The sequence below is a fragment of the Pseudomonas sp. N2-3-1-14 genome (genome assembly GCF_041228395.1).
GTDB lineage: Bacteria > Pseudomonadota > Gammaproteobacteria > Pseudomonadales > Pseudomonadaceae > Aquipseudomonas.
This window is the reverse complement of sequence record NZ_CP166199.1, coordinates 1,158,529-1,184,246: the sequence shown is the minus strand read 5'-3', so window position 1 is coordinate 1,184,246 and position 25,718 is coordinate 1,158,529. Positions and strand designations below refer to the sequence as shown.

Here is a 25,718-nt window from a genome sequence, read left to right as displayed (position 1 = left end):
GCTGGCTTGCCTGCGATGGCGGCCGCCCAATCAACACTTATCTCAAGCTCGCCAATCCCACCTACGCTTAAGTTAGGATGCTCGTTCCCTATTCGAGGTGGTCTCCATGTTCTTCGGCGTTCTCCTGATCATCACCTGGCTGATCCTGCTGCTGCGCTACCCGGCCAAGGCGTTGCCGGTGTCGCTGGCCGCCGCTGTCGGCCTGGGCTGCGTGGCGATTTGGGTGGTGTGGCTGGACAGCCGCGAAGCCTCGCAACTGTCGCGCCTGGAACTGCGCATCAGCTATGCGCCGCAGGAATGCCCGCCAGACCGGCCGCTGAAACTGGTCCTGAGCAACGGCAACGACGTACCGCTGACCGAACTGCGCTGGCGCGTTGCAGCTTATGCACCGGGCGACTCCGTCAACCTGGCCGACAATGTCTACGCCGCTCCACGCTATCGCGGCCCCGGCGAGTTGCAGGCCGGCGCCACCTGGGACGACTGCCTCCCCACACCACCGCTGCGCCCCGGCTACCGCCCGCAAACCCTGGAATTTCGCGCCGAGCACCTGCAAGGCAGTTTCTCGGACTGACAAAGGATTGATTCATGCCCACTGTACTGATCACCGGCTGCTCCAGCGGCATCGGCCGCGCCCTGGCCGATGCCTTCAAAACCGCAGGCCATGAAGTGTGGGCCAGCGCCCGCCAGCCTGATGATGTGAGCGCCCTGGCTGCCGCCGGTTTCAAGGCCGTGCAACTGGACGTCAACGACGCCATGGCGCTCAAGGCGCTCGCCGAACAGATCGGCGGGCTGGACGTGCTGATCAACAATGCCGGTTATGGCGCCATGGGCCCGCTGCTCGACGGCGGCACCGAGGCCATGCAACGCCAGTTCGAAACCAATGTGTTTTCCATCGTCGGCGTGACCCAGGCGCTGTTTCCTGCCCTGCGTCGAGCCAAAGGCCTGGTGGTGAACATCGGCAGCGTCTCCGGCGTATTGGTGACACCGTTTGCCGGCGCCTACTGCGCCTCGAAAGCGGCAGTGCACGCGTTGAGCGACGCACTGCGCATGGAGCTGGCGCCATTTGGTGTGCGCGTGATGGAAGTGCAGCCAGGCGCTATCGACACGCATTTTGCGAAAAACGCCGGCGCCCAAGCCGAGCTGTTGATCAACGAAAAGTCACCGTGGTGGCCGTTGCGCGAAGGCATTCGTGCGCGCTCCCAGGCCTCGCAGAACAACCCGACCTCAGCCGAGCAATTCGCGGCGCAGGTGTTAAAGGCGGTGCAACAGCCAACGCCGCCACGGCTGCTGCGCGCGGGCAATGGCTGCCGGGCGCTGCCACTGATGGCGGCCTTGGTGCCCAAGGCCCTGTTGGAAAAAGTCTTGAAGAAGCGCTTCGGCCTGTCGGGCTCGCTCTAGCCTTTCATGAAATCAATAAACGCGCGCACCTTCAGCGGCAAATGCCGCGTGTCCGGGTACATCGCATAAATCCCCTGTGGCGCAAAACGATGGTCCGCCAACAAGCGCACCAAGCGCCCCGCCGCCAGGTCATCCTGCACCAACCATTGCGGCAGCACCGCCACGCCGAGGCCGCGCACGGCAAACGCCTGAAGCACGGCCGCACTGTCGGCCACCAGCGCAGTCGGGCCGGCACGGTATTGATGCTCACCACCGGCCGGGTCGGTCAGGCTCAGTTCCGTCAAACGGCCATGGCCCAGCTTGGGCACCTGTTCCAACGCATCCAGCGTTTGAACCTCGGCAAACTCGGGTGCTGCCACTGCAAACACCTCGAAGGTCGACAACTGCACCGCACGGTGATTGGAGTCGAGCAGACGTCCCAGTCGAATCGCCACATCAAAGCGTTCCGAGATCAAATCGGCGTGGGTCGAGGAGGTGGATAAGTGAATGTTCAGGTCCGGGTGCAAGCGCCGAAAGGCCTCGATTGCAGGAGCAACCACCGCCAGCGCGTATTCCACCGTGGTGGTGATGCGCAACGTGCCTTTGAGCTGGGCATGTTCGGAGCGCGCCTCTTCCACCGCCAGGCGCGCTTCTTCAAGCATGCGTGTGCAGCGCAGGTAAAAACGCTCGCCGGCATCGGTCAGCGCCAGTTGGCGGGTGTTGCGCGTCAGCAGGGTTACGCCCAGCTCTGCTTCCAGGCGCTTGAGGTTGAAGCTGACCACGGCGCGGGTCTGGCCCAGCAAATCAGCCGCTGCGGTAAGCGAACCGGCTTCTACCACAGCCTTGAAGGTGTCGAATCGGTCCAGGCTGACCATCGGCCGCGCCCTCCTTTGTCAAAATATTTTTGACAAACTAACAGGCAAACCGGCGTAGCCCAAACCCTGCTGGCGGCCTACCCTGCGCGCTTCATTCGCAGGATCGCGTCCATGACCTACCGCTCGAAAGTCGCCTGGATCTTTTTATTCGGCTTTGCCCTGGACCTGGTGAACATGTTTGTCGCCACGGTCGCTTACCCGGACATCGCCCGCGAGTTGCACGCCTCGGTCACACAATTGGCCTGGATCAGCAATGCCTACATGCTTGGGCTGACCGTGATCATTCCCCTGAGCGTGTGGCTGGCGGCACTGATGGGCGAGCGAACGCTGATCGCGGCGAGCCTGCTGTTATTTGCGGGGGCTTCGCTGATGGTCGGCCAGGCGAGTTCTATCGAAACCCTGATTGGCTGGCGGGCGCTGCAAGGCTTGGGCGGCGGACTGCTGATTCCCGTGGGCCAGGCCATGGCCTACCGGTATTTTCCAGCGGCAGAACGCAGCCAGTTGACGGCGCGGGTGATGTCGGTGGCGCTGCTGGTGCCGGCGCTGTCGCCGGCCCTGGGCGGGTTGATCGTCGACAGCCTGTCGTGGCGCTGGATCTTCTATGCCAACCTGCCGCTGGCGTTGCTCACGTTGCTGCTGGCACTGCTGTGGATAAAACCTGACGCGCCTGCCACGGTGCGCCCGGCCCTGGACGTGGGCAGCATCTTCACGCAGATCCGTAGCCCGATGCTGCGCCTGGCGATGTTGGTCTATCTGTTCATCCCCGGCGTCTTTATCGGCACCAGCCTGATCGCCATCCTTTACTTGCGCGGCCTGGGCTACGACGCCACACGCACCGGCGCATTGATGTTGCCGTGGGCACTGGCATCAGCAATGGCGATTTACCTCAGCAAAAAACTGTTTAACCGTTGCGGCCCAAAACCGCTGTTGCTGGCGGGCATGGCCCTGCAATGCATCGGCATCCTGCTGCTGAACCAGCCGGCCTCAGTAATTCTTGCCTACGCTTTGATGGGCCTGGGCGGCAGCCTGTGCAGCAGCACCGCGCAGACCCTGGCGTTTCTCGACATTCCCGCCGAGCACATGGGCGACGCCAGCGCGTTGTGGAATATCAATCGACAAGTGAGTTTTTGCCTCGGCGCGGCGGCACTCAGTGCGTTGTTGTCGGCCTTGGATTCCTTCGCCATAACCTTCACGATAGCGGCAGCCCTGACACTGCTGCCCCTTTTTGCAGTGCTGCGCCTGGACGCTTCCAGAGTACGGACACTGCTTCACCCAGCCAACGAGCCCAGCCATGATTGATTACAGCGATTTTTTTGAGGAAGTGATCCAGACCCACGTCGAGATCGAGCAATGGTTTGCCGGCGTTGCGCCTGAAGGCACACTGGAAACCTTGCTGGCGCGCTTCTCACCCGAGTTCAGCATGGTCGCACCCGCCACCGGCACGCGGGTAAATGCGGCCGGGGTGAAAGCACTGTTCACGCGCCTTGGCGGTATGCGCCCGGGCTTGAAAATCACCTTGAGCGAGATGACCGGGATCGACCGCCATGCACGCGGCGCCACGGTGACTTACCGCGAACATCAGGTTGATGACAGCGGCACACAGACTGATCGACGCGCCACCGTGGTGTTCGAGAAGCAGGCCAGCGGGGCGTTGCTGTGGCGCCATCTGCACGAAACCTTTATCAAGGCTTAACACCGTCCAAACTGTGGGCGCTGGCTTGCCTGCGATAGCGGTGGGTCAGCCATACATACTTCAACTGACAGTACGGCATCGCAGGCAAGCCAGCTCCCACACAAGCCAGTTGCCACAGTTTAGTGTTGTGTTGGGTTGACGATCACCGTGCAAGTAATGCCCGCCGCCAACAACACGCCCTCCGGCACTTCATCAATGTGAATGCGCACCGGCACGCGCTGGGCCAGGCGCACCCAGTTGAAGGTCGGGTTCACATCGGCGATCAGTTCGCGGCTCTCGGGGTTGTCACGGTCGTAGATGCCGCGCGAGATGCTTTCCACATGGCCCTTGAGCGTCTCGCCACTCATCAATTGCATATCGGCCTCGTCACCGACTTTGACGTGGGGCAGCTTGGTTTCTTCAAAGAAGCCATACACCCAGAACGAATTCATATCGACCACCGCCATTTTTGCCTCGCCGATGCGCGCGTAGTCGCCCCGGTGCACGTTGAGGTTGGTGACGTAACCGTCCACCGCCGCCACCACTTGAGTGCGTTTCAAATTCAGCTCAGCCGCTTCCAACTGCGCCAGCGCGTGTTGGTAATCGGCCAACGCCGAGTCGGCGATGTTGCTCGCGTCGTCGCGGTTTTCCTTGGAGATCACCAGGGCGTCGAGGTCGGCGCGGCGGTGGGCGTTGACCTTGCGCATCTCCCAAGTGGCCTTGCGCGAAGCCACCAGCGATTGTGCCTGCTTGACCGCGATGCGGTAGTGCTCGGGGTCGATCTGCATCAGCAGGTCGCCCTTTTTCACCAACTGGTTGTCACGCACCGGTACGTCTACCACTTCGCCGGTGACGTCGGCCGCCACGTTGATGATGTCGGCGCGCACGCGGCCATCGCGGGTCCACGGTGTCTCCATGTAGTGCACCCACAACGTGCGGCCAATCCAGATCGCCAAAGCCAGTACCAGCAAGGTCGCGAGCAGGCTGAAAAACTTTTTCATCGGGGCATTCTCAACGGTAGACGGTCAGCGCCAGGGCGCCGAACAAGCAAACGAACAGGCTCAGGCGCAGCAACGCCGGGTGCCAGAAAAAACGGTACAGGTCGAACCCGGCCAGGAAGCGGTCCAAGGCCCAGGCCAGCCCTGCGGCGATAAAAAACATCAGGGTCATGGTCGGCATATAGACGCCGTGGAATGCGATTTCACGAGGCATTCGGGGATCCTTTGAGGGCAGCCAGGGGCGATTGCGGGTCCAGCAACGACGTGCGGATAAAGTGCAGGTAGCTTTTCACCCGGCGCAACGCCGAGGTGTCGAAGTGCGGGGCGAAGGGTTCATCGGTGGCCTGCACGCGGCTGATCGCATGGTCGACGGCAATCAACCCGCGCTCCAGGTTGCTGGCGCTCGGTTGCAGGAACAGCCGCACCAGCGAGCGGCCCATCACGCGGATCGCCTGGCGCCAGGGTTGCGACTCGGCATACGCCGGGTGCACCGGCAATATCGCCTGCTCCTTGCGCAACTCGATGATCGCGTGGCCGACTTCCAGCACCACGAACATCCAGCGCAGCAAGTCGCGTTGCACGTGCGGCTGGCCGACGGCGAGGCCGTAGGCCTGGTGCAGCAGGTCGCGGGTGCGGCTTTCAAAACTCGACGCCAGGCCCTTGAGCTTGCCGCTGATCGCGTACACCACCTGCTCGCGCAGGTCCTGCTCCAGACGGCGCCACAACCAGCGGCTGTTCGGCGGCAGGATAATCGCGCCAGCCGCCGCGCACACCAGCATGCCAATGACCATGGCGATGTAGTCATTGATAAAGCTGTAAGGGTTGTAGACCGTCAGGTTGTCCGGCACCGAGCCGGTGCTGAAAAAGATCAGCAAGCCCACGCCGACGCCGGCGTATCGCGGGCGGGAGGCGAGGAACGAGCCAAAGATAATCACCGGCGCAAGCATCTCGCACAGCAGTGGGAAGCCGTCGATCCACGGGAACACAAAGAACATTTCGACGAAGCCCACCAACGCGCCGATCAAGGTGCCGCAAGCCATCTGAAAGGCCATGCGTTTCGGGTTGGGCGTGGCGGCGGACAGGCCGACGGTGGCGGCGGCGATCAGGGTCATGGTCGCGCCGCTGGGCCAGGCGGTGGCCACCCAGTAACTGCCCAGCACGACTAGGATAAAGGACGCGCGAATCCCCGAAGCGGCGCAGGCCAGCCAGTTGGTTTTCGGCGTGTAGGCTTCGCTCCACTGCTCGCGCTCATGGCTGTGATCGGCCAGTGATGCGTGGGTCTGCGCGTAGTTGTGCAGGTCATCGACAAAGCGGTATAGCAGCTCGTAGGCGGTATGAAAATCCAGCTGCTCGGCTTCACTCGGATTGCCTTGCTGAAAATTCGCACGCAGGCTGCGCACCTTGGCGGGCAGTCCATCCTTGTAGGCGCTCAATTGATTGACCAGGCGCGCCGCGTCGGGACTGGTGAGCGCACGGCCGGAGAAACCGTCAAGGACTTCGGCCAGGTCTTGCAGGCCGGGCTTGATTGCCGCGGCGACGTGGTCGGCTGCATCCGTGCGCAGCCGCTCAAGCAACTGGTGCAAGGCGTTGAAGCGCGTGGTGATGCTCATGAATTCGCTGTTGAGGCGACTCAGCCGGCCATTGCGCCGCCGCATGTGCGGGTCTTCAAATACGGTGACGCTGCGCAGCCCTTCCAGGCCCACGGCCTCGGCGATAAAGCGCACATTGCTAGCCTCGAACCCTTCACGCTGACTGCGCCCACGCAGGCCGTCGGTGACAAACAGCGCGAACACGCCAAAGCGCTGGTACAAGGCGTTGCGCATCGCGGCGCTGCTGGTTTGCGGCAGGATCGCGGCGCTGACCAACGTCGAGCACAGTATCCCCAAAGAGATTTCCAGCACCCGCCACACCGCCGCCATAAAGGCCCCGTCCGGGTGGGCCAGCGCGGGCAAACCCACCATCGCCGCGGTGTAGCCTGCCAGCACAAACCCATAGGCGCGAAAGTTGCGATTACGCGTCGCACCGGCCGTGCAAATGCCCACCCAGATCGCCAACGCGCCGAGGAACAATTCGGTGTTCTGCGCAAACAAGGCGATCAACAAGACCATCACCGCCGACCCCGTCAGGGTGCCGAGGAAGCGGTAAAAACTCTTGGCGAAGACCTGACCGCTCTGCGGTTGCATCACGATAAACACGGTGATCATCGCGGTGCGCGGTTGCGGCAGTTCCAGGCGCATCGCCAGCCACAGCGTGAGGAACGCGGCGATCAGCACCTTGAAGATATAGACCCAGGTCACGCCATCGCTGCGTGCCCAGTCGAAAAAACCACGGCGCCACTCCAGGGAGTGCAACCAGCGCAGCGGTGCAGGCAAGGGCGTCATCAAATCCTACTCAGTGATCAAACACGGCAAGCGCCGCCGGGGTCTTGCTCGGAAGGGTCTTGGTGTCTGGCGGCGCATCGTTGCCGGCGCCGAGCCCGCCGCCCAGGGCGGTGACCAGTTCGGCGTGGGCACTCAGGCGTGCGGCTTGCACCTGTTGTTCGATTTGCTGCTGGTGGAACAGCAAGGTCTGGGCGTTCAGCACGTTGAGGTAATCGGTGAGGCCGCGCTGGTAGGCGATCATCGCGATGTCGTAGGTTTTCTGCGCAGAGGCCACGGACTGCGCGGCGAAGGACGCCTGCTTGTCCATCGATTCGCGGCGGATCAACTGGTCGCTGATGCCCTTGAGCGCGTTGACCAGCGTCTGGTTGTACTTGGCCACGGCCAGGTCATAACCGGCGCTGGCTTCGCCCAGTTGCCCACGCAAACGACCGCCGTCGAAGATCGGCAAGGTGATCGCCGGGCCGACGCTGTAGTTGAATTTCTTGCCCGCCAGAAACTCCAGCAGGCCGCCGCCGGTGGCCATGTAGCCGAGGCTGCCGACCAGGTCAACGTTGGGGTAGAAGCCGGCGTGCGCGACGTCAATGCCACGAGCTTGCGCGGCGACCTGCCACCGCCCGGCGACCACGTCCGGGCGCTGGCCAAGCAATTGCGCCGGCAGGCTCGACGGCAATTTCAGCGGCGCGGCGAGGGACAAACTCGGGCGTTGCAGTTGTGCACCCTCGCCCGGACCTTTGCCCGCTAAAGCAGCCAGTTGGTTGCGGCTCAGGGCGATGTCCTCGTCGAGCACGTCGAGCTGGCGATGGGTCTCCGGCAACGGCGTTTCGGCCTGGCTGACGTCCAAGTGCGTGCCGATCCCGGCGTTCAGGCGTTTATTGGCCAAGTCGAGAATCTGCTGCTGCTGGGCCAGGGTGGCGGCGACGATGTCGCGGTTGGCGTACTGCAACGACAACTGGATGTAGGCGCGCACCACGTTGTTCTGCAATTCGAGCTGGGCCTGGCGCGCTTCGGCGGCGCTCATATGCGCCAGGTCGACAGCGCGTTCGCTGGCGTTGCTTTCGCGGCCCCACAGGTCGAGGGCATAGCTCAGGCCCAGGGACGAATTGTTGTCCCAGGTGGTTGTTCCACTCAACTCGCCGGGGCCGTAGAACTGATCCTTCGGCCAGTTGTGGCGTTTGAGGGTGGTGTCACTGTTGATCTGCAACGACTCAGCCGACTCGGCGATGCCGGCCATGGCCCGCGCCTCATGCACCCGCGCGGCGGCCATAGCCAGGCTCGGGCTGTTTTGCGTGGCAAGTTGCACCCACTGATTGAGTTGCGGATCGCCATAGGCTTGCCACCATTGCGTGGTGGGCCAGTGAGCGTCGTGGGCGGCGCTCTGGATGGCTTCGTCGGTCGCCAGGTTATTGGCGTTGAGGGCCTGGCCTTGGGGGGCGATTCCTCCGGTTCCGATGCAGCCGCTGATTGCTAACGATAAGGCCCAAACACTGAGAGTCTTCAGCTCTCTGATGATGCGACGCGGCACGGCAAGCGTATTCCTGAGGTGGTGTTGCGCAAGAGGTGGCGCAATTCTAGGGGGCGCCATGGGGAACGATAAGCTGGCATTCCTGTGAATCTTTGTTACCGTTCAAGCGATAATCCGTTGGTAGGGATCACTGGACGGCGTAACTTTCTGTCACAATTTGCTATCTCCCCTGAGAACACTCCATGGACACTTTGCAAAACATGCGCGCGTTCAGTTGCGTGGCCGAAGCTGGCAGCTTCACCGCCGCCGCCGTGCAACTGGACACCACCACGGCCAACGTCTCGCGCGCGGTCTCCAACCTGGAAGCCCATCTGCAAACCCGCTTGCTCAACCGCACCACCCGCCGCATCGCACTGACCGAAGCCGGTAAACGCTATTTGCTGCGTTGCGAGCAGATCCTCGCCTACGTGGAAGAAGCCGAAGCCGAAGCCAGCGACGCGCACGCGCGGCCGGCCGGGCAGTTGAAAGTGCACACCATGACCGGTATCGGCCAGCATTTCGTGATTGACGCGATTGCCCGCTACCGCCGTACGCATCCCGACGTGACCTTCGACCTGACCCTGGCCAACCGCGTGCCGGACTTGCTCGATGAGGGTTACGACGTGTCGATCGTGCTGGCCAGTGAATTGCCGGATTCGGGGTTTGTGTCCCAGCGGCTGGGCATTACCTACAGCATCGCGTGTGCGTCGCCGGATTACGTCAAGACCAAGGGCTGCGCGCAACGGCCGCAGGATTTGCTCAACCATGCGTGCCTGCGGTTGGTGAGCCCGGTGATCCAGCTGGATAAATGGACCTTCAACGGGCCGGAAGGCCAGGAAAGTGTGGCGATCAATACGTCGCCGTTTCTGGTCAATTCGGCGGATGCGATGAAAACGGCGATCACCAGTGGCATGGGCGTGGGTCTGTTGCCGGTGTATGCGGCTATTGAGGGGTTGCGTAACGGCACGCTGGTGCGGGTGATGCCTAACTACCGTTCGCAAGAGCTGAACTTGTATGCCATCTATCCGTCGCGCCAGTACCTGGATGCGAAGATCAAGACGTGGGTTGAATATCTGCGCGGGTCGTTGCCCGAGATTCTGGCGGCGCATCAGGCGGAATTGGTGGCGTATGAGTTGAGTGGGAGCCTTAGCGGGGCGCGGTTGGCTAACTGACTGGGCTTTGGGGTTGGGCTTTGGGCTTTGGGGGCATATCCGTTATTTGGGTGATGGCGGGTATGGGTTCCGCTCTTACAGCGGGTCACTTTTGAAAAGAGCCCAAAAGTAACCAAAAGGCTCTTGCCCCACCACTCGGCACCTCGCTTAGGCTCGGTGTGCCCTCACTCCGGCTTGAATCCGTGGGCCGCCGTGACGGGCCATCCATGGCCCAACACGGCTAACCCGGCGTCCTGCCGGGTTACCCACGGATTCAAGCCTGCGTTCGGCCAGCGTGGTTTAACGGGGCGCCTAAGATCAAAATCAAAAGCAGATCAAGATCAAAAGCAGAGCACGGCGGCCTAGTAGCCGACCTGAGTGGTAGAAGCAAAACCGAGGCGGCCTGACAGCCGACCTGATTCTGGAACCTGAACTCAATCAAAGGTGGGAGCTGGCTTGCCTGCGATGGCATCAACTGGGTGTCACTGATAGACCGAGGTGCCTGCATCGCAGGCAAGCCAGCTCCCACAGAAAAGCAAAGCACTGCGGTGCTGGCAGCTGAACTCGGTCAACTTGTGGGAGCGGGCTTGCTCGCGAAGGCGGTGGGCCAGTGACACATGAGCTGACTGAACCACCGCCTTCGCGAGCAAGCCCGCTCCCACATTTGGATCTCTGTGCATCAGATAGAAATGTGTTGCTGTGCTTTTGATCCGCTTTTGCTTCTACCACTCAGGTCGGCTACCAGGCCGCCGTGCTCTGCTTTTGATCTTGATTTTGATCTGACAGGCCCCGTCAACCACGCTGGCCGAAGTGAGGGCATGCCGAGCCTAAGCGAGGCACCTAGTGGTGGGGCAAAGACCTTTTGGTTACTTTTGGCTGGGCCGGCATTCCGGGCGTTTGCCAAAAGTGACCCGCTGTAAGAGCGGAACCGCCAGCCGCCGTTACCGTAGCAACGGATATGTACTCACTCACCCACCAAACAACACCAAAAAGCTCCCCCCAATCCCCCCCAAGAATGTTAGCGTGCTTGGCATTCTTCCGTAGTCGATGAGCCCGCCTGCAATGAAAAAGACCGTCCTCGCCTTCAGCCGTGTCACCCCGGAAATGATCGAACGCCTGCAACAGGATTTCGAGGTCATCGCCCCCAACCCCAAGCTGGGCGACATCAACGCTCAATTCAACGAGGCCCTGCCCCACGCCCACGGTTTGGTCGGCGTAGGCCGCAAGCTCGGCCGCGCACAGCTCGAAGGCGCAAGCAAACTGGAGGTGGTCTCCAGCGTGTCAGTAGGCTACGACAACTACGACGTGCCCTACTTCAACGAGCGCGGAATCATGCTCACCAACACCCCCGACGTACTCACCGAAAGCACCGCCGACCTGGCCTTCGCCCTGCTGATGAGCAGCGCACGCCGCGTGGCCGAACTGGACGCCTGGACCAAGGCCGGCCAGTGGAAAGCCAGCGTCGGCGCGCCACTGTTCGGTTGCGATGTACACGGCAAAACCCTCGGCATCGTCGGCATGGGCAACATCGGCGCCGCCGTGGCCCGGCGTGGACGCCTGGGCTTCAATATGCCGATCCTGTACAGCGGCAACAGCCGCAAGACCGCGCTGGAACAGGAATTGGGCGCCCAGTTCCGCAGCCTCGACCAATTGCTGGCCGAGTCGGACTTCGTCTGCCTGGTGGTGCCATTGAGCGACAAGACCCGCCACCTGATCAGCACCCGCGAGTTGGGCCTGATGAAATCCAGCGCGATCCTGATCAATATTTCCCGTGGCCCGGTGGTCGACGAGCCGGCGCTGATCGACGCCCTGCAAACCCAGAAGATTCGGGGTGCCGGCCTGGATGTGTATGAGCAGGAGCCGCTGGCCGAGTCGCCGCTGTTCCAACTGAGCAACGCCGTAACCCTGCCGCACATCGGCTCGGCCACCCACGAAACCCGCGAAGCCATGGCCAACCGCGCCCTGGACAACCTGCGCAGCGCCCTGCTGGGCCAGCGCCCACAGGACCTGGTGAACCCACAGGTCTGGAAGGGCTGACACATCCCCCCCTGTGGGAGCGGGCTTGCTCGCTCCCACACACGCCAGCCCTGCATAAATCCGGTTAAAGCCTGGCGCGCCCGAGTCGATAACCCTCTATAGATCGTCATTCCTGATCCACAGAAGGTTTTTATGTCCACCACCAAAGCCCGCGCAGATTCACTCTCGCTTCTGCTCTTTACCTTGCGCAGCGGCAAGCTGATGGCGATCAACCTGCTGAAAGTCAGCGAAATCATCCCCTGCCCGCCGCTGACCAAGCTGCCGGAGTCTCACCCTCACGTCAAAGGCATCGCCACGCTGCGCGGTGCGTCGCTGTCGGTGATCGACCTGAGCCGCGCGCTGGGCGAAATGCCCCTGCAAGACCCGAACGGCGGCTGCCTGATCGTCACTGACGTCAGCCGTTCCAAGCAGGGCTTGCATGTGCAGGCGGTGAGCAAGATCGTGCATTGCCTGACCACCGACATTCGTCCGCCGCCGTATGGCTCCGGTGGCAACCGCTCGTTTATCACCGGGGTCACCCAGGTCGAAGGCGGGCTGGTGCAGGTGCTGGATATCGAAAAGGTCATCCACGGCATCGCCCCGGCACCGGTTGAAGCGGCGCCCACCGACCTGACCATGGAAGAGGCCGAAGTACTCGGCAATGCGCGGATTCTGGTGGTGGACGACAGCCAGGTCGCCCTGCAGCAATCGGTGCACACCCTGCGCAATCTCGGGTTGACCTGCCACACCGCACGCAGCGCCAAGGAGGCCATCGACGTGCTGCTGGAGCTGCAAGGCACGGCCGAGCAGATCAACGTGGTGGTCTCGGACATCGAAATGTCCGAAATGGACGGCTACGCCCTCACCCGTACGCTGCGCGAAACCCCGGATTTCCAGGAGCTTTACGTGCTGCTGCACACTTCTTTGGACAGCGCGATGAACAGCGAAAAGGCCCGCCTGGCCGGTGCCGACGCGGTGCTGACCAAGTTCTCTTCGCCCGAACTGACCAAGTGCCTGGTGGTTGCCGCCCAGACCGTGGCGCAAAAGGGCTTGTAACCGGTGACGCAATACTTCCACCTGTTGCGCCGCGACCTGACCGGCAGCCTGCCCGCCCCGCAGTGGCCGGCCGATACTCGGCTGGGCCATTACCGTGATGAACTGGCCCCGGCGATTCATGCGGTGCTGCGCATGACCCAGGACCAGGGCGGCGGCCGCGTCGCCGGTCTGGAGCAATGGCGCCAGCAGTTCGTCACCGATGCCGAGTTCGACCCGACGCTGTGCCTGGTCGCCAGTAACGCCGAGGGCATCCTTGGTGTAGCCCAGTGCTGGACCAGCGCGTTTATCAAGAACCTTTCCGTGCATCCCTGCGCCCAAGGCCAGGGGCTGGGCCGCGCGTTATTGCTGCACAGCTTTCAGGTGTTCAAGCAACGCGGCGAACCCTACGTCGACCTCAAGGTGCGCGAAAGCAACCTGCGTGCCCGACAACTGTATGAAAGCGCGGGCATGGTTTTTGTGCTGCGCGACCGGGTACCCGAGGACTGACAGGCACTGGCGCATGACTTGCTTCGCAGAGCCAGAACAGTGCATAGAGGCAATACCGAAGCGTTTGTGGCGATCACCTTTGCCGCCTACGACGCCGGGCGCTGCCGGAACCTTGACGAAGACAACCGCTGCAACATCTACTGGATGCCGGCACCAGGATCGCCACCCAGGTGCCGGCCAACTACGCGTTTATTTCCTTGCGGGCGTCTTGGGCCCGCAGCCTGCGAGGGCTTACAGGCTGGCGATACACTCGATTTCGATCCGCGCATTCAACAGCAGCTTGCCGGCCGCAAAGGTGGTTCGGGCAGGAAGCCGGCCTGCGGGGAAATAACTGGCGTACACCTCGTTCATTGCCGCGAAATCTTTGACATCGGCAAGAATCACCGTGCATTTGGCTACCCTGTCCATCGCCAAGCCTTTTGTCTTGAGCGTGCCACGCAAGTTTTCCAGGGCCTGGGCGGTTTCTGCGCGAATGCCTCCGCGCACCAGCTTGCCCTTTTCATCCAGGCCCAACACGCCGGCGAGATACAGAGTGTGCCCAACCTGCACCACCTCCGAGTAAGGAAAACCACCTTGCGCCGGTGTGTAAATCATCCGGGCCGCTGCGGATTCAGCCGGAGCCGGTGCCAGATAAGGCTGGGTAATGGCCGCGTATTTGCCACTGTCCTTCAAGCGCTGCAGCGCCGTGTTCAGCGCCGCAGTCAATTGCGGGTCGGTTTTGCGCACCGCTATGGCCGGGCCGCTGCCCAACAACTCGTCATTGATCACCGGCCCCGCGAAGGCAAACCCTTTGCCTTGAGGGGTGTTCAGCAACGCCTGGGTGATTTCAACCGTGTCTTGCAAGGTCGCGTCCAACTCACCGGCCTTCAAGGCCTTGATCAGCTCGGCATTGAGGTTGAATTGACGTACCTGCACGCCTTGAGGCGCCCACCGTGCCAGCGCAAAAGCGGCTCGACTGGTGCCCGTCAGTACGCCCACGCGTTTGCCTCTGAGCGAACCGGGGGTTGGCAAAAGGCTGGAACCTGTGGGCGCGACCAATCGGCTTTCAAGGGCATAGAGCGGATGGGTGAAGTCGACTGTTTCGCGCCGTGGCGGCGTCGCGGTCATCGGCATGATGGCGTCAAAACGCCCGGCCTGGAGCGCCGCAAGGTTGGTTGCATAAGGCTGATCGACCCACACGCAGCGCGCGTTGAGTTCAGCACACAAGGCGTTGCCCAGCTCGATATCCAATCCGACGAGTTCGCCTTGCTCATTGCGATATTCAAACGGCGGTACATCCGCCTCGACCCCGAAGCGAATTTCGCTCCACGGGTTTACGGGAGGGGGAGCCACCGCGCATCCGCTCCCGGCCAACATTATCAGCGCCAGCGCCAATATTCTTTTTGCCGTAGTCATAGACCTGTCCTGTTCAAAAGTGGTGTGAGACGTCCGTGCTCTATCACTCACGGCCCGAACGCACCCGACGTTCTAACAAGCACTGACTGGTCTTTAACTACGACACGCCTGTTTGTTTCATAGGAGAATTCCCAAATTCAGCCTAGACGCTTTTTGACGTCAGCGCCGTTGGCCCCAGAACGCCTGCGCAAGCAGACGTAAATCTTGCGCCAGCGCCGCCACGTCGCCTGAGCTGCACTGGCTCTGCTGTGTGCCATGGCTTGCACCGCATCGCGGGCTGCGCCTTGCAGGGTGTTGATCATGCGCTGGATTTCATTGGTCGATTGCTGGGTGCGCTGTGTCAGCGATCAATCGCGCGCGGGTCCGGCTTGGTGCGCAGTGACTGATACTCCACCGTCGCCCCTTCCCGGGTCACCGGCGTGGCATAAGCGCGCTCGTAATTATTGGAGGAGTCGGCAGGTCGTCGACGCTAAGCGCGCCCATGGGGCGAACACTGATCCCGCTCATGTTCCGCGCAATTAATTAGCCATCACTGGTCGGAAGGCGGCTCGCTCAGATTGTAGGGCTGCACGATGCGCTGGTATTCACCGCTCTGGCGCAGTTGTTCAAGCGCACGGTTGAGGTCCTGGCGCAAGGCGGTGTCCGGTTTGCGCACCGCGATGGCCGCGCCGTCACCCAGCAGTTCGGCCGACACAACGGGACCCAGGAAGTCGAAATCCTGCCCCTGCGCGGTGTCGAGCAGTGCCGTGCGGATTTCCACCGTGCCTTGCAGCGTCGCATCGATATGGCCGGCCACCAGGCTGCGCGTCAATTCGTCATTGAGCCAGAAACTCTTGATGATGACGCCCGCTGGCGCCCACTTGATTCGAGCAAAGGCTTCGCGGTTGCTCCCCAGCAGCACGCCGACCCGCTTGCCCCTGAGCGACTGCAGCGTCGGCATCAGGCCGGAGGTCTTGCGTCCTACCAGCCGGGTGGTGAACGGGTACAGCGTATCCGTGAAGTTCACCCATTGGCGCCGCCTGGAGGTGGGCGCCATGCCCATGATCGCGTCGAACCGTCGGCCCTCAAGCGCAGGAAAACTCTCCATCAGCACCTGATCAACCCAGGTACAACGCACACCGAGTTGCTGGCACAACGCGTTTCCCAGGTCGATATTGAGCCCCACCAGTTGGTCGTGCTGGTTGCGGCTTTGGAACGGCGGGAATTGCGCGGCGACCGCGAAACGGATCTCGCGCCGTGGTTCGTCAGCTGTTGCAGGTGTGCAGAAAACAGCGACCAGCAGGGATAAGGCAGGCGCAACACAGACACGTATCGAAACCACAAGGTGCGTCCTTTTCCGGAAAGTCCAGCCTCACCACGCCCCGGCGCCATCCACCTGGGCGAAGCAAATGCTGTGCAAGCTTTCAAGAAACGGTCGTGCACCTGCAATCAGAAACGTCAGCGAGCGATGTAAGGCAATGCCGACAAATACGTGACCGATTACTCTCAGCGTTTACCCATCGAACGACGAGTGCCCGGCGGTGCCATACCTGGCGACTTGGTATGGCCGTTTTTGGCGCCATTTTTGTACCAAGGCTGGGCCGCATTCTTGGCCCCGGCCAGTTCACCCGGCTTGAACGGAAACTTGAACGCCGGGATCTCGGCTTTTTCAACGCTTTCAGCGCTGGCCGGATCGACGAGATCGGTCGCTTCAACAGGGGATTGTGTCGGGGAAGTCATGGAAGCTCCGGGGCATGCAGAAAATGAGGCGGCGGCCGGCTTGCGGGCCGCGCTGGCGCGCAGTATACCTGCGCGCCCCGGATCTTTAACCACCGCCTGTACGAATGGTCTGCCTTTACTGACAGCGCTGTCAGTTAGCAGTCACCGTGCTGACCGGGTCGGCGGGCTATAAAGAAAGCATCTTAATTTTCCCACCCCTTTGCCCCGGCGCCTCACCCCATGCACATTCAACGAAAAACCGCCCTGACCGTGGGTGTCCTCGTGGTAGTGGCGATTGCAGCCTGGGCCGTGACCCGGCCCGCCAAGACCAAACTGGCGGCGCCGAGCGCAATCCCGGTGCGGGTGGTGAGCGTCGTGCAACAGGACATTCCCCGTTTTGTCAGCGGCATCGGCTCGGTGCTTTCGTTGCACAGCGTGGTGATCCGCCCGCAAATCGACGGCATCCTCACCAAGTTGCTGGTCAAGGAAGGCCAACTGGTCAAAACCGGCGACCTGCTCGCCACCATCGATGACCGCTCGATCCGCGCGAGCCTCGACCAGGCCAAGGCGCAACTGGGGGAAAGTCAGGCGCAACTGCAAGTGGCATTGGTCAACCTCAAGCGCTACAAGGAACTGAGCATCGACGACGGCGTGTCGAAGCAGACCTACGACCAGCAACAAGCCTTGGTCAACCAGCTCAAAGCCACGGCGCAAGGCAACCAGGCTGCCATCGACTCCGCTCAGGTACAGCTTTCCTACACCCAGATTCGCTCTCCGGTGACAGGTCGCGTCGGCATTCGCACGGTGGATGAAGGCAACTTCCTGCGCATGAGCGATACCCAGGGCTTGTTCTCCGTGACGCAAATCGACCCGATTGCGGTGGAGTTCTCACTGCCGCAACAAATGCTGCCGACCCTGCAAGGCCTGATCGCATCGCCGACTCAAGCCAGCGTCGATGCCTACATGGGCGCCGACACCGACGGCCAGACCGGCGACTTGCTCGGTGAAGGCCACCTGAGCCTGATCGACAACCAGATCAGTTCCACCACCGGCACGCTGCGCGCCAAGGCCGAGTTCAAGAATGCTTCGCAGCGCCTGTGGCCGGGGCAACTGGTGACCATCAAGATCCAGACCGCCCTCGACAAGAACGCCCTGGTGGTACCGCCGACCGTGGTGCAGCGCGGCCTGGATGCGCATTTCGTGTACCGGGTCAACGGTGACAAGGTCGAGATTGTGCCGGTGCAAATCGCCTATCAGGACAGCGACGTGAACATCATCAAGGGCGTGCAGGCCGGGGATGTATTGGTCAGCGACGGCCAGTCGCGGCTCAAGGCCGGCGCCCAGGTCGAGGTGCTCAAAGAGCCGCCACAAGCCATCCAGACGGTAGACGCCAAGGTGCAGCCATGAGCGGCAGCCGTTCGCCGTCGGCCTGGTGCGTCGACCACCCGGTCGCCACCCTGCTGCTGACCTTCGCCTTGGTGCTGCTGGGGTTAATTGCCTTCCCGCGCTTGGCCGTCGCCCCACTGCCAGAAGCGGAATTTCCGACGATCCAGGTCACCGCGCAGCTGCCCGGCGCCAGCCCGGACACCATGGCATCGTCGGTGGCCACCCCGCTGGAGGTGCAATTCAGCGCCATCCCCGGCATGACGCAAATGACCTCCAGCAGCGCCTTGGGCTCCAGCCTGCTGACGCTGCAATTCACCCTGAACAAAAGCATCGATACCGCTGCGCAGGAAGTGCAAGCGGCGATCAACACCGCCTCCGGCAAGCTGCCCAGCGATATGCCTAGCCTGCCGACCTGGAAGAAGGTCAACCCGGCGGACAGCCCCGTGCTGATCCTCAGCGTCAGTTCCGACAGCATGCCCAGCACCGAACTCAGCGATTACGTAGAGACCTTGCTGGCCCGTCAGATCAGCCAGATCGACGGCGTCGGCCAGATCAACATCACCGGCCAGCAGCGCCCGGCGATTCGCGTACAGGCTTCGCCCGACAAACTCGCGGCGATTGGCCTGACCCTCGCCGACGTGCGTCTGGCCATTCAGCAATCGAGTTTGAACCTGGCCAAGGGCGCGATTTACGGGGAGAACAGCGTGTCGACCCTGTCGACCAACGACCAGCTGTTTCACCCGGATGAATACGGCCAGTTGATTGTTTCCTACAAGAACGGCGCACCGGTTCAACTGCGTGATATCGCCAAAGTCATCAACGGTTCGGAAAACGCCTACGTACAGGCCTGGTCGGGCGACACGCCCGGCGTGAACCTGGTGATTTCGCGCCAGCCCGGCGCCAACATTGTCGAAACCGTGGACCGCATTCAAGCCGAGCTGCCGCGCCTGGAAGGCATGTTGCCGGCCTCGGTGCAGGTCAGCGTGTTGACCGACCGCACCAAGACGATTCGCGCCTCGTTGCATGAAGTGGAAGTGACGTTGCTGATTGCCATCTTGCTGGTGGTGGCGGTGATGGCGCTGTTCCTGCGTCAATTGTCGGCGACGATGATTGTGTCCAGCGTGCTCGGCGTGTCGCTGATCGCCAGTTTTGCGCTGATGTATGTACTGGGTTTCAGCCTGAACAACCTCACGCTGGTGGCGATCGTAATCGCCGTGGGCTTTGTGGTGGACGACGCCATCGTGGTGGTGGAGAACATTCACCGCCACCTGGAGGCGGGCCTCGATAAACGCGAAGCGGCGATCAAGGGTTCCGGCGAGATTGGCTTTACGGTGGTGTCCATCAGCTTCTCGCTGGTGGCGGCGTTTATTCCGCTGCTGTTCATGGGCGGCGTGGTCGGACGGCTGTTCAAGGAGTTTGCGCTGACGGCCACCTCGACCATCCTGATTTCGGTGGTGGTGTCACTGACGCTGGCGCCGACGCTGGCCGCGCTGTTCATGCGCGCGCCCACTCATCACGCCCACGACAAACCCGGTTTCAGCGAACGCCTGCTGGCCGGCTACGCGCGCAACCTGCGTCGCGCGTTGGCCCATCAACGCACGATGGCGGCGATCTTCATGGTGACCCTGGCCCTGGCCGTGGTCGGCTACATCTTTATCCCCAAGGGTTTCTTCCCGGTGCAGGACACCGGCTTCGTGCTCGGCACCAGCGAGGCCGCGGCCGACGTGTCGTACCCGGACATGGTCGCCAAGCACAAAGCCCTGGCCGAGATCGTCAAGGCCGACCCGGCGGTGGAAGCGTTTTCCCACTCGGTGGGCGTGACCGGCAGCAACCAGACCATCGCCAACGGCCGCTTCTGGATCGCCTTGAAAGACCGCGGTGACCGCGATGTGTCCGCCAGCCAGTTCATCGACCGCATCCGCCCCAAACTGGCCAAGGTGCCGGGCATTGTGCTGTACCTGCGCGCCGGTCAGGACATCAACTTAAGCTCCGGCCCGAGCCGCGCCCAGTACCAATACGTGCTCAAGAGCAACGACGGCCCGACGCTGAACACCTGGACCCAGCGCCTGACTGAAAAACTGCGCGCCAACCCGGCCTTTCGCGACCTGTCCAACGACCTGCAACTGGGCGGCAGCATCACCCACATCAGCATCGACCGCCAGGCCGCCGCGCGCTTCGGCCTGACCGCCACCGATGTCGACCAGGCGCTGTATGACGCCTTCGGTCAGCGCCAGATCAACGAGTTCCAGACCGAAATCAACCAGTACCAGGTGGTGCTGGAACTCGACACCCAGCAACGCGGCAAGGCCGAGAGCCTGAACTACTTCTACCTGCGCTCGCCGCTGACCAACGAGATGGTGCCTCTGTCAGCGCTGGCCAAGGTCGACCCGCCCACCGTGGGGCCCTTGTCGATCAGCCATGACGGCATGTTCCCGGCCGCCAACCTGTCGTTCAACCTCGCGCCAGGCGTGGCGTTGGGCGATGCGGTGATCATGCTTAACCAGGCCAAGAACGAAATCGGCATGCCGTCCACCATGATCGGCACATTCCAGGGCGCGGCCCAGGCGTTCCAGAGTTCGCTGGCCAGCCAGCCCTGGCTGATCCTCGCGGCGCTGGTGGCGGTCTACATTATTCTGGGTGTGTTGTACGAGAGTTTCGTGCACCCGCTGACGATCATCTCGACCTTGCCTTCAGCGGGCTTGGGCGCGCTGATCATGCTGTGGCTGCTGGGCCAGGACTTTTCGATCATGGCCCTGATCGGCCTGGTGTTGCTGATCGGTATCGTGAAGAAGAATGGCATCCTGATGATCGACTTTGCCCTGGACGCCCAGCGCGTGCGCGGGCTGCCGCCCGAGGAGGCGATTTATGAAGCCTGCGTCACGCGGTTCCGGCCGATCATCATGACCACCCTCGCCGCCTTGCTCGGCGCGGTGCCGCTGATGCTCGGCTCCGGCCCGGGCGCGGAGTTGCGCCAGCCGCTGGGGATTGCGGTGGTCGGCGGCTTGCTGGTGAGCCAGGCGCTGACGCTGTTCACCACGCCGGTCATATACTTGTACCTTGAGAAGTTTTTCCACAGGCCCAAACCAGCGCTGGCGCTGGCGACCACACACTGAAGGCGGGGTCATGCGCGTCCTGATTATTGAAGATGAAGAAAAAACGGCGGACTACTTGCACCGCGGCCTGACGGAACAAGGCTACACCGTCGATGTGGCGCGTGAAGGTGTCGAGGGCTTGCACCTGGCGCTGGAAAACGATTACGCGGTGATCGTGCTCGACGTGATGCTGCCCGGCCTCGACGGCTTCGGCGTGTTGCGCGCGCTGCGGGCGCGCAAGCAAACACCGGTGATCATGCTCACCGCACGCGAGCGCGTGGAAGACCGCATTCGCGGCTTGCGCGAAGGCGCCGACGATTACTTGGGCAAGCCGTTTTCGTTCCTCGAACTGGTGGCGCGCCTGCAGGCGCTGACCCGCCGCAGCGGCGGGCATGAGCCGGTGCAGGTCACCGTCGCTGACTTGTGGATCGATTTGATCAGCCGCAAGGCCAGCCGCAACGGCCTGCGCCTGGACTTGACCGCCAAGGAGTTCTCGCTGCTCAGCGTATTGGCGCGGCGCCAGGGTGAAATCCTCTCGAAAACGGCAATTGCCGAGATGGTCTGGGACATCAATTTCGACAGCGATGCCAACGTTGTCGAAGTGGCGATCAAGCGCCTGCGCGCCAAGCTCGACGGGCCGTTCGAGCACAAACTGCTGCACACCATTCGTGGCATGGGGTATGTGCTGGAGAACCGCAGTGTCGGCTAACTCCATCGCCTTGCGCCTGAGCGGCATGTTCACGCTGGTGGCGCTGCTGATCTTCGTGTTGATCGGCGGCGCGCTGTACCAGCAAGTGGACCACGGCCTTGGGTTGTTGCCGGGCGCCGAGCTGGATGCGCGCTACAGCGTGCTCGAATCCTCGGTGAACCGCTTTGGCACGCCGGACCACTGGGCGAAAATCACCGCCAAACTGAAATTGCTCGGCGAGGAAGACAAGCGCATCCGCTTCTGGGTGGTGAGCAGCGATCCGAACTACGAGTACGGCAACCCGGATGCGCAGATCCGCGCGTTCGCCGCAGGGCCGACCGGTAAGCGCGACTTGCGCCTGCCGGGGCGCGAGTACCCGTTCAAGGTGTTGGTGAGCCAGTTCGCGGCGAAAGAACAGCGCCCGCCGCTGCGCTTTATGATCGCCATCGACACTGAAAACTTCCGCGCGACTCAGCACCAGTTGCTGGTGGCGTTGATCGGCCTGGCGTTTGTCGGCGTGGTGCTGGCGGCGCTGTTGGGGTTCTGGGTGTCGCGCATCGGCCTCAAGCCGTTGGGCAAACTCTCGGATGAAGCGCAGAAGCTTGCGCCGCCCAAGCTCTCGGGCGCTTGCAACTGTCGCCGTTGCCGCCGGAGCTGAGCCAGTTCGTCAATTCATTCAACTCCACGCTGGATCGGGTGGAACAGGCTTATTCGCGCCTGGAATCGTTTAATGCCGATGTGGCCCATGAGCTGCGCTCGCCGCTGACCAACCTGATCGGCCAAACGCAGGTGGCACTGACGCGCGGGCGTTCGGCCGAGCATTATTTCGAGGTGCTGCAATCCAATCTTGAAGAGTTGGAGCGGCTGCGTTCGATCATCAATGACATGCTGTTTCTCGCCAGTGCTGACCAGGGCAGCAAGGCCACCAGGCTGATCGAAAGCTCCCTGGCGGATGAGGTGGCGACCACGCTCGACTACCTGGATTTCATCCTCGAAGACGCCCAGGTTCAAGTGCGGGTGCGTGGCGATGCGTTGGTGCAGATCGAGAAAGCTCACTTGCGCCGCGCGTTGATTAATCTGCTCAGTAATGCCGTGCAGCACACCGCGGCGGGGCAGGTTATCGAGGTGGATATTCAGGTGCAGGAGCATCAGGTGGCGATTGGGGTGACCAACCCTGGGGATGCGATTGCCAGTGAGCATTTGCCACGGCTGTTCGAGCGGTTTTATCGGGTGGATGCGTCGCGCAGCAACAGCGGGGCGAATCATGGGCTGGGGTTGGCGATTGTGAAGGCGATCGCTTTGATGCACGGCGGGGATGTGTTTGTGCGCAGTGAGGGTGGGGGGAATACGTTTGGCATAACCCTGCCGGTGTAGGGGGTGGTTTGCTGGGGGGTATATCCGTTATTTGGGTGATGGCCGCTTTGGGGTTCCGCCCTTACGGCGGGTCACTTTTGAAAAGAGCCCAAAAGTAACCAAAAGGCTCTTGCCCCACCACTCGGCACCTCGCCTAGGCTCGGTGTGCCCTCACGCAGGCTTTGGAGCGTGGGCCGCCGCGATGGGCCATCCATGGCCCAACACGGCTAAACCGGCGTCCTGCCGGTTTACCCACGCTCCAAAACCTGCGTTCGGCCAGCGTGGTTTAACGGGGCGCCTAAGATCAAAGTCAAAAGCAGATCAAGATCAAAAGCAGAGCACGGCGGCCTAGTAGCCGACCTGAGTGGTAGAAGCAAAACCGAGGCGGCCTGACAGCCGACCTGATTTTGGAAGCTGAACTCAATCAAAGGTGGGAGCTGGCTTGCCTGCGATGGCATCAACTGGTTATGCCTGACACACCGAGTTGTCTGCATCGCAGGCAAGCCAGCTCCCACAGAAAAGCAAAGCAGTGCGGTGGTGGCGACTGCACTCGCTCCCACATTTGGAGCTCAGTACATCAGATAGAGGTGTGTTGATCTGCTGTTGCCCTGCTTTTGCTTCTACCACTCAGGTCGGCTACTAGGCCGCCGTGCTCTGCTTTTGATCTGACAGGCCCCGTCAACCACGCTGGCCGAACGCAGGCTTGAATCCGTGGGTAACCCGGCAGGACGCCGGGTTAGCCGTGTTGGGCCATGGATGGCCCGTCGCGGCGGCCCACGGATTCAAGCCGGAGTGAGGGCATGCCGAGCCTAAGCGAGGCACCGAGTGGTGGGGCAAAGACCTTTTGGTTACTTTTGGGGCGTTTGCCAAAAGTGACCCGCTGTAAGAGCGGAACCGCCAGCCGCCGTTACCGCAGCAACGGATATGTACTCACTCCCCCTACAAAAGCCCCCCGCGACTGTTGCAATTTGGGCAACAGTCATTATCTTGTTACACTCTGTACCGCACCGCTCACCTGCGCTAATTTGACGCACCGATGAGCGCGACGGCCAACACAGCTTCCCGCTCACCCAAATTTCCCTCGACTTATTTCCAGGGCTCTACACTGGGAATCTGTTCAAAGCCGCTGACTTCAGCGGCTTTTTTTTGCGGTAAAAAAAGGCCAGGCACACCCCCACGACATTGGCCGCTTACGATTGACCAAAGGAGCTCCACCGGTGAAGAACTCGCTGACGTTCACCCCGCTATTCCTAGCGATTGCAACAACGATCGCCCCCCTGGCCCAAGCGGCAGATACCACCCCCGCCGACGGTTTCGTCGACGGCGCAAGCCTCAAGATCAACACCCGCAATTACTACATGAACCGCGACCGTCGCGACATCCACACCGATGACAGCAAGGAATGGGGCCAAGGCTTCATCGGCACCTTCGAATCCGGCTACACCCAAGGCACCGTCGGCTTCGGCCTGGACCTTAACGCCATGCTCGGCCTCAAGCTCGACGGCGGTGGCGGCACCGACGGCTCCAGTATCCTGCCGTATGGCAGCGGCAACGGCAAAGCGCCCGGCTCGTTCTCCACCGCAGGCGGCACCTTGAAAATGCGCGCCTTCGACACCGAGCTGAAAGCCGGCGACCTGTTCCTCAACAACCCGGTAATCGCCGGCGGCATGACCCGCATGCTGCCGCAGGATTTCCGCGGCGTAAGCCTGACCAACCACAGCTTCGACGGCTGGATGCTTGAAGGCGGCCAGGCCAGCTTCACCAAGCTCTACAACCAGAGCGGCCACCGGCGCATCGGCACCAGCTACGGCGCGCTGCCAGACCACGCCGACAGCCAGCACCTGAACTGGGCCGGTGTGTCGTTCAGCGCCATCCCGGGCGTCACCAGCAACCTGTACGCTTCCGAACTCAAGGACGTGTGGCACCAGTACTACTACGACCTGGATTACACCTACGCGCTGAACGACCTGGTCAGCCTCAACCCCGGCCTGCACTACTACCACACCCAGGACACCGGCCGGTCGTTGCTGGGCAGCATCGACAACAACACCTACAGCCTGCATTTCACCGTAAGCGTGGGCAACCACAGCCTCACCGCCGCCTACCAGCGGGTCAACGGCAACACGCCGTTCGACTACATCAGCCAGGGCGACAGCGTCTACCTGGACAACTCCCAGCAATACTCGGACTTCAACGGCCCCAACGAACGCTCGTGGAAACTCAAGTACGCCTACGACTTCGCAGGCCTGGGCATGCCAGGGCTGACGTCTGCCGTTTCCTACATCAGCGGCAAGACCGACCTGACCAAGGTCGACCCCAACAGCCGTGGCTACAGCGCCTGGTACAGCGCCGATGGCAAGGACGCCAAACACTGGGAGCGCGACATCGATTTGAAGTACGTGGTGCAAGGCGGCAAAGCCAAGGACCTGGCCGTGCGCCTGCAATGGGCGACCAACCGCGGCGGAAATGGCTACGCGGCAGTGGATCGGGATGTGGACGAATACCGGGTGATCGTGGACTACCCGATCAATGTGTTCTAACCCGCCAATCTTTCTTTTTTAGCCCATGCCCTAATTTTCATCGCGTAGAACTA

The 25,718-nt window shown here is 61.9% G+C and carries 20 protein-coding genes and 2 pseudogenes; 14 read left to right on the top strand and 8 right to left on the bottom strand.

Annotation, left to right across the window (positions count from 1 at the left end):
• The first annotated feature begins 106 nt into the window (after positions 1–106).
• Together AB5I78_RS05480 and AB5I78_RS05475 are read left to right on the top strand one after the other, a co-directional pair.
• Positions 107–571, top strand: a complete 465-nt coding sequence (locus tag AB5I78_RS05480) for a multidrug transporter (RefSeq protein WP_106579538.1) — start codon at positions 107–109, stop codon at positions 569–571.
• A gap of 14 nt (positions 572–585) precedes the next feature.
• Positions 586–1,398, top strand: coding sequence for an SDR family oxidoreductase (locus AB5I78_RS05475; protein WP_145161259.1), 813 nt, complete (start codon positions 586–588; stop codon positions 1,396–1,398).
• Here AB5I78_RS05475 and AB5I78_RS05470 read toward each other — a convergent pair.
• Positions 1,395–2,252: a LysR family transcriptional regulator gene (locus tag AB5I78_RS05470; protein ID WP_145161257.1), complete on the bottom strand. Its 858-nt coding sequence runs from the start codon at positions 2,250–2,252 to the stop codon at positions 1,395–1,397. The genes AB5I78_RS05475 and AB5I78_RS05470 overlap by 4 nt on opposite strands.
• Positions 2,253–2,363: 111 nt before the next feature.
• Between AB5I78_RS05470 and AB5I78_RS05465 the strand changes: the two genes are divergently transcribed.
• Together AB5I78_RS05465 and AB5I78_RS05460 are read left to right on the top strand one after the other, a co-directional pair.
• On the top strand, positions 2,364–3,551 hold the full coding sequence (locus tag AB5I78_RS05465; protein ID WP_369300956.1) for an MFS transporter: 1,188 nt from the start codon (positions 2,364–2,366) through the stop codon (positions 3,549–3,551).
• Positions 3,544–3,945, top strand: a complete 402-nt coding sequence (locus AB5I78_RS05460; RefSeq protein WP_145161253.1) for a DUF4440 domain-containing protein — start codon at positions 3,544–3,546, stop codon at positions 3,943–3,945. The genes AB5I78_RS05465 and AB5I78_RS05460 overlap by 8 nt, the downstream gene beginning before the upstream one ends.
• 119 nt (positions 3,946–4,064) lie before the next feature.
• Here AB5I78_RS05460 and AB5I78_RS05455 read toward each other — a convergent pair whose 3' ends face one another.
• The 4 genes from AB5I78_RS05455 to AB5I78_RS05440 are packed head-to-tail and all read right to left on the bottom strand — an operon-like array spanning position 4,065 to position 8,825.
• Positions 4,065–4,925 (bottom strand): HlyD family secretion protein, encoded by an 861-nt coding sequence (locus AB5I78_RS05455; RefSeq protein ID WP_145161251.1) that lies wholly within the window; start codon positions 4,923–4,925, stop codon positions 4,065–4,067.
• Between the two features lie 10 nt (positions 4,926–4,935).
• Positions 4,936–5,136, bottom strand: coding sequence for a DUF1656 domain-containing protein (locus tag AB5I78_RS05450; protein WP_119738415.1), 201 nt, complete (start codon positions 5,134–5,136; stop codon positions 4,936–4,938).
• The gene (locus tag AB5I78_RS05445) at positions 5,126–7,303 is read right to left on the bottom strand and encodes an FUSC family protein (RefSeq protein WP_369300958.1); all 2,178 of its coding nucleotides are present in this window, start codon (positions 7,301–7,303) and stop codon (positions 5,126–5,128) included. Before AB5I78_RS05445 ends, AB5I78_RS05450 begins: the two co-directional genes overlap by 11 nt.
• 10 nt (positions 7,304–7,313) lie before the next feature.
• Positions 7,314–8,825 (bottom strand): efflux transporter outer membrane subunit, encoded by a 1,512-nt coding sequence (locus AB5I78_RS05440; RefSeq protein WP_369300959.1) that lies wholly within the window; start codon positions 8,823–8,825, stop codon positions 7,314–7,316.
• Between the two features lie 182 nt (positions 8,826–9,007).
• Between AB5I78_RS05440 and AB5I78_RS05435 the strand changes: the two genes are divergently transcribed.
• From AB5I78_RS05435 to AB5I78_RS05415, 5 genes and pseudogenes are all read left to right on the top strand, one after another.
• The gene (locus AB5I78_RS05435) at positions 9,008–9,976 is read left to right on the top strand and encodes a LysR family transcriptional regulator (RefSeq protein ID WP_122719937.1); all 969 of its coding nucleotides are present in this window, start codon (positions 9,008–9,010) and stop codon (positions 9,974–9,976) included.
• A gap of 1,041 nt (positions 9,977–11,017) precedes the next feature.
• Positions 11,018–11,992 carry a 2-hydroxyacid dehydrogenase gene (locus tag AB5I78_RS05430; RefSeq protein WP_369303477.1) on the top strand — a complete coding sequence of 325 codons (975 nt, stop codon included), beginning with the start codon at positions 11,018–11,020 and terminating at the stop codon, positions 11,990–11,992.
• 132 nt (positions 11,993–12,124) lie between these two features.
• Positions 12,125–13,027, top strand: coding sequence for a chemotaxis protein CheV (locus AB5I78_RS05425; protein WP_145166225.1), 903 nt, complete (start codon positions 12,125–12,127; stop codon positions 13,025–13,027).
• Positions 13,028–13,030: 3 nt separating this feature from the next.
• Complete coding sequence (locus AB5I78_RS05420; protein WP_145166226.1) at positions 13,031–13,513, top strand: N-acetyltransferase; 483 nt, start codon at positions 13,031–13,033, stop codon at positions 13,511–13,513.
• A gap of 45 nt (positions 13,514–13,558) precedes the next feature.
• Positions 13,559–13,654, top strand: a pseudogene (locus tag AB5I78_RS05415) (YkgJ family cysteine cluster protein); the annotation flags it as partial.
• Positions 13,655–13,744: 90 nt separating this feature from the next.
• Here the strand turns inward: AB5I78_RS05415 and AB5I78_RS05410 are convergent.
• The 3 genes from AB5I78_RS05410 to AB5I78_RS05400 all read right to left on the bottom strand — a co-directional run bounded on the left by AB5I78_RS05410 (position 13,745) and on the right by AB5I78_RS05400 (position 16,627).
• A complete protein-coding gene (locus AB5I78_RS05410) occupies positions 13,745–14,908 on the bottom strand; it encodes a transporter substrate-binding domain-containing protein (RefSeq protein WP_369303478.1) in 1,164 nt (387 codons plus the stop codon).
• Positions 14,909–15,437: 529 nt separating this feature from the next.
• On the bottom strand, positions 15,438–16,229 hold the full coding sequence (locus AB5I78_RS05405) for a transporter substrate-binding domain-containing protein (RefSeq protein ID WP_369303479.1): 792 nt from the start codon (positions 16,227–16,229) through the stop codon (positions 15,438–15,440).
• A 164-nt stretch (positions 16,230–16,393) separates the two neighbouring features.
• A complete protein-coding gene (locus AB5I78_RS05400; RefSeq protein ID WP_242194632.1) occupies positions 16,394–16,627 on the bottom strand; it encodes a hypothetical protein in 234 nt (77 codons plus the stop codon).
• A gap of 219 nt (positions 16,628–16,846) precedes the next feature.
• On the opposite strand from AB5I78_RS05400, the gene AB5I78_RS05395 reads away from it, so the two are divergent.
• The 5 genes and pseudogenes from AB5I78_RS05395 (at position 16,847) to AB5I78_RS05375 (ending at position 25,665) form a co-directional block, all read left to right on the top strand.
• Positions 16,847–18,013: an efflux RND transporter periplasmic adaptor subunit gene (locus tag AB5I78_RS05395; protein ID WP_145166229.1), complete on the top strand. Its 1,167-nt coding sequence runs from the start codon at positions 16,847–16,849 to the stop codon at positions 18,011–18,013.
• Entirely contained in the window at positions 18,010–21,105 is a 3,096-nt protein-coding gene (locus tag AB5I78_RS05390) for a multidrug efflux RND transporter permease subunit (protein ID WP_106579554.1), read from the top strand. Before AB5I78_RS05395 ends, AB5I78_RS05390 begins: the two co-directional genes overlap by 4 nt.
• A 10-nt stretch (positions 21,106–21,115) precedes the next feature.
• Complete coding sequence (locus AB5I78_RS05385) at positions 21,116–21,793, top strand: heavy metal response regulator transcription factor (RefSeq protein WP_053254480.1); 678 nt, start codon at positions 21,116–21,118, stop codon at positions 21,791–21,793.
• Positions 21,783–23,146: pseudogene (locus AB5I78_RS05380) on the top strand (heavy metal sensor histidine kinase). Before AB5I78_RS05385 ends, AB5I78_RS05380 begins: the two are co-directional and overlap by 11 nt.
• A gap of 1,196 nt (positions 23,147–24,342) precedes the next feature.
• Positions 24,343–25,665 carry an OprD family porin gene (locus AB5I78_RS05375; RefSeq protein ID WP_369303428.1) on the top strand — a complete coding sequence of 441 codons (1,323 nt, stop codon included), beginning with the start codon at positions 24,343–24,345 and terminating at the stop codon, positions 25,663–25,665.
• Positions 25,666–25,718: the final 53 nt, after the last annotated feature.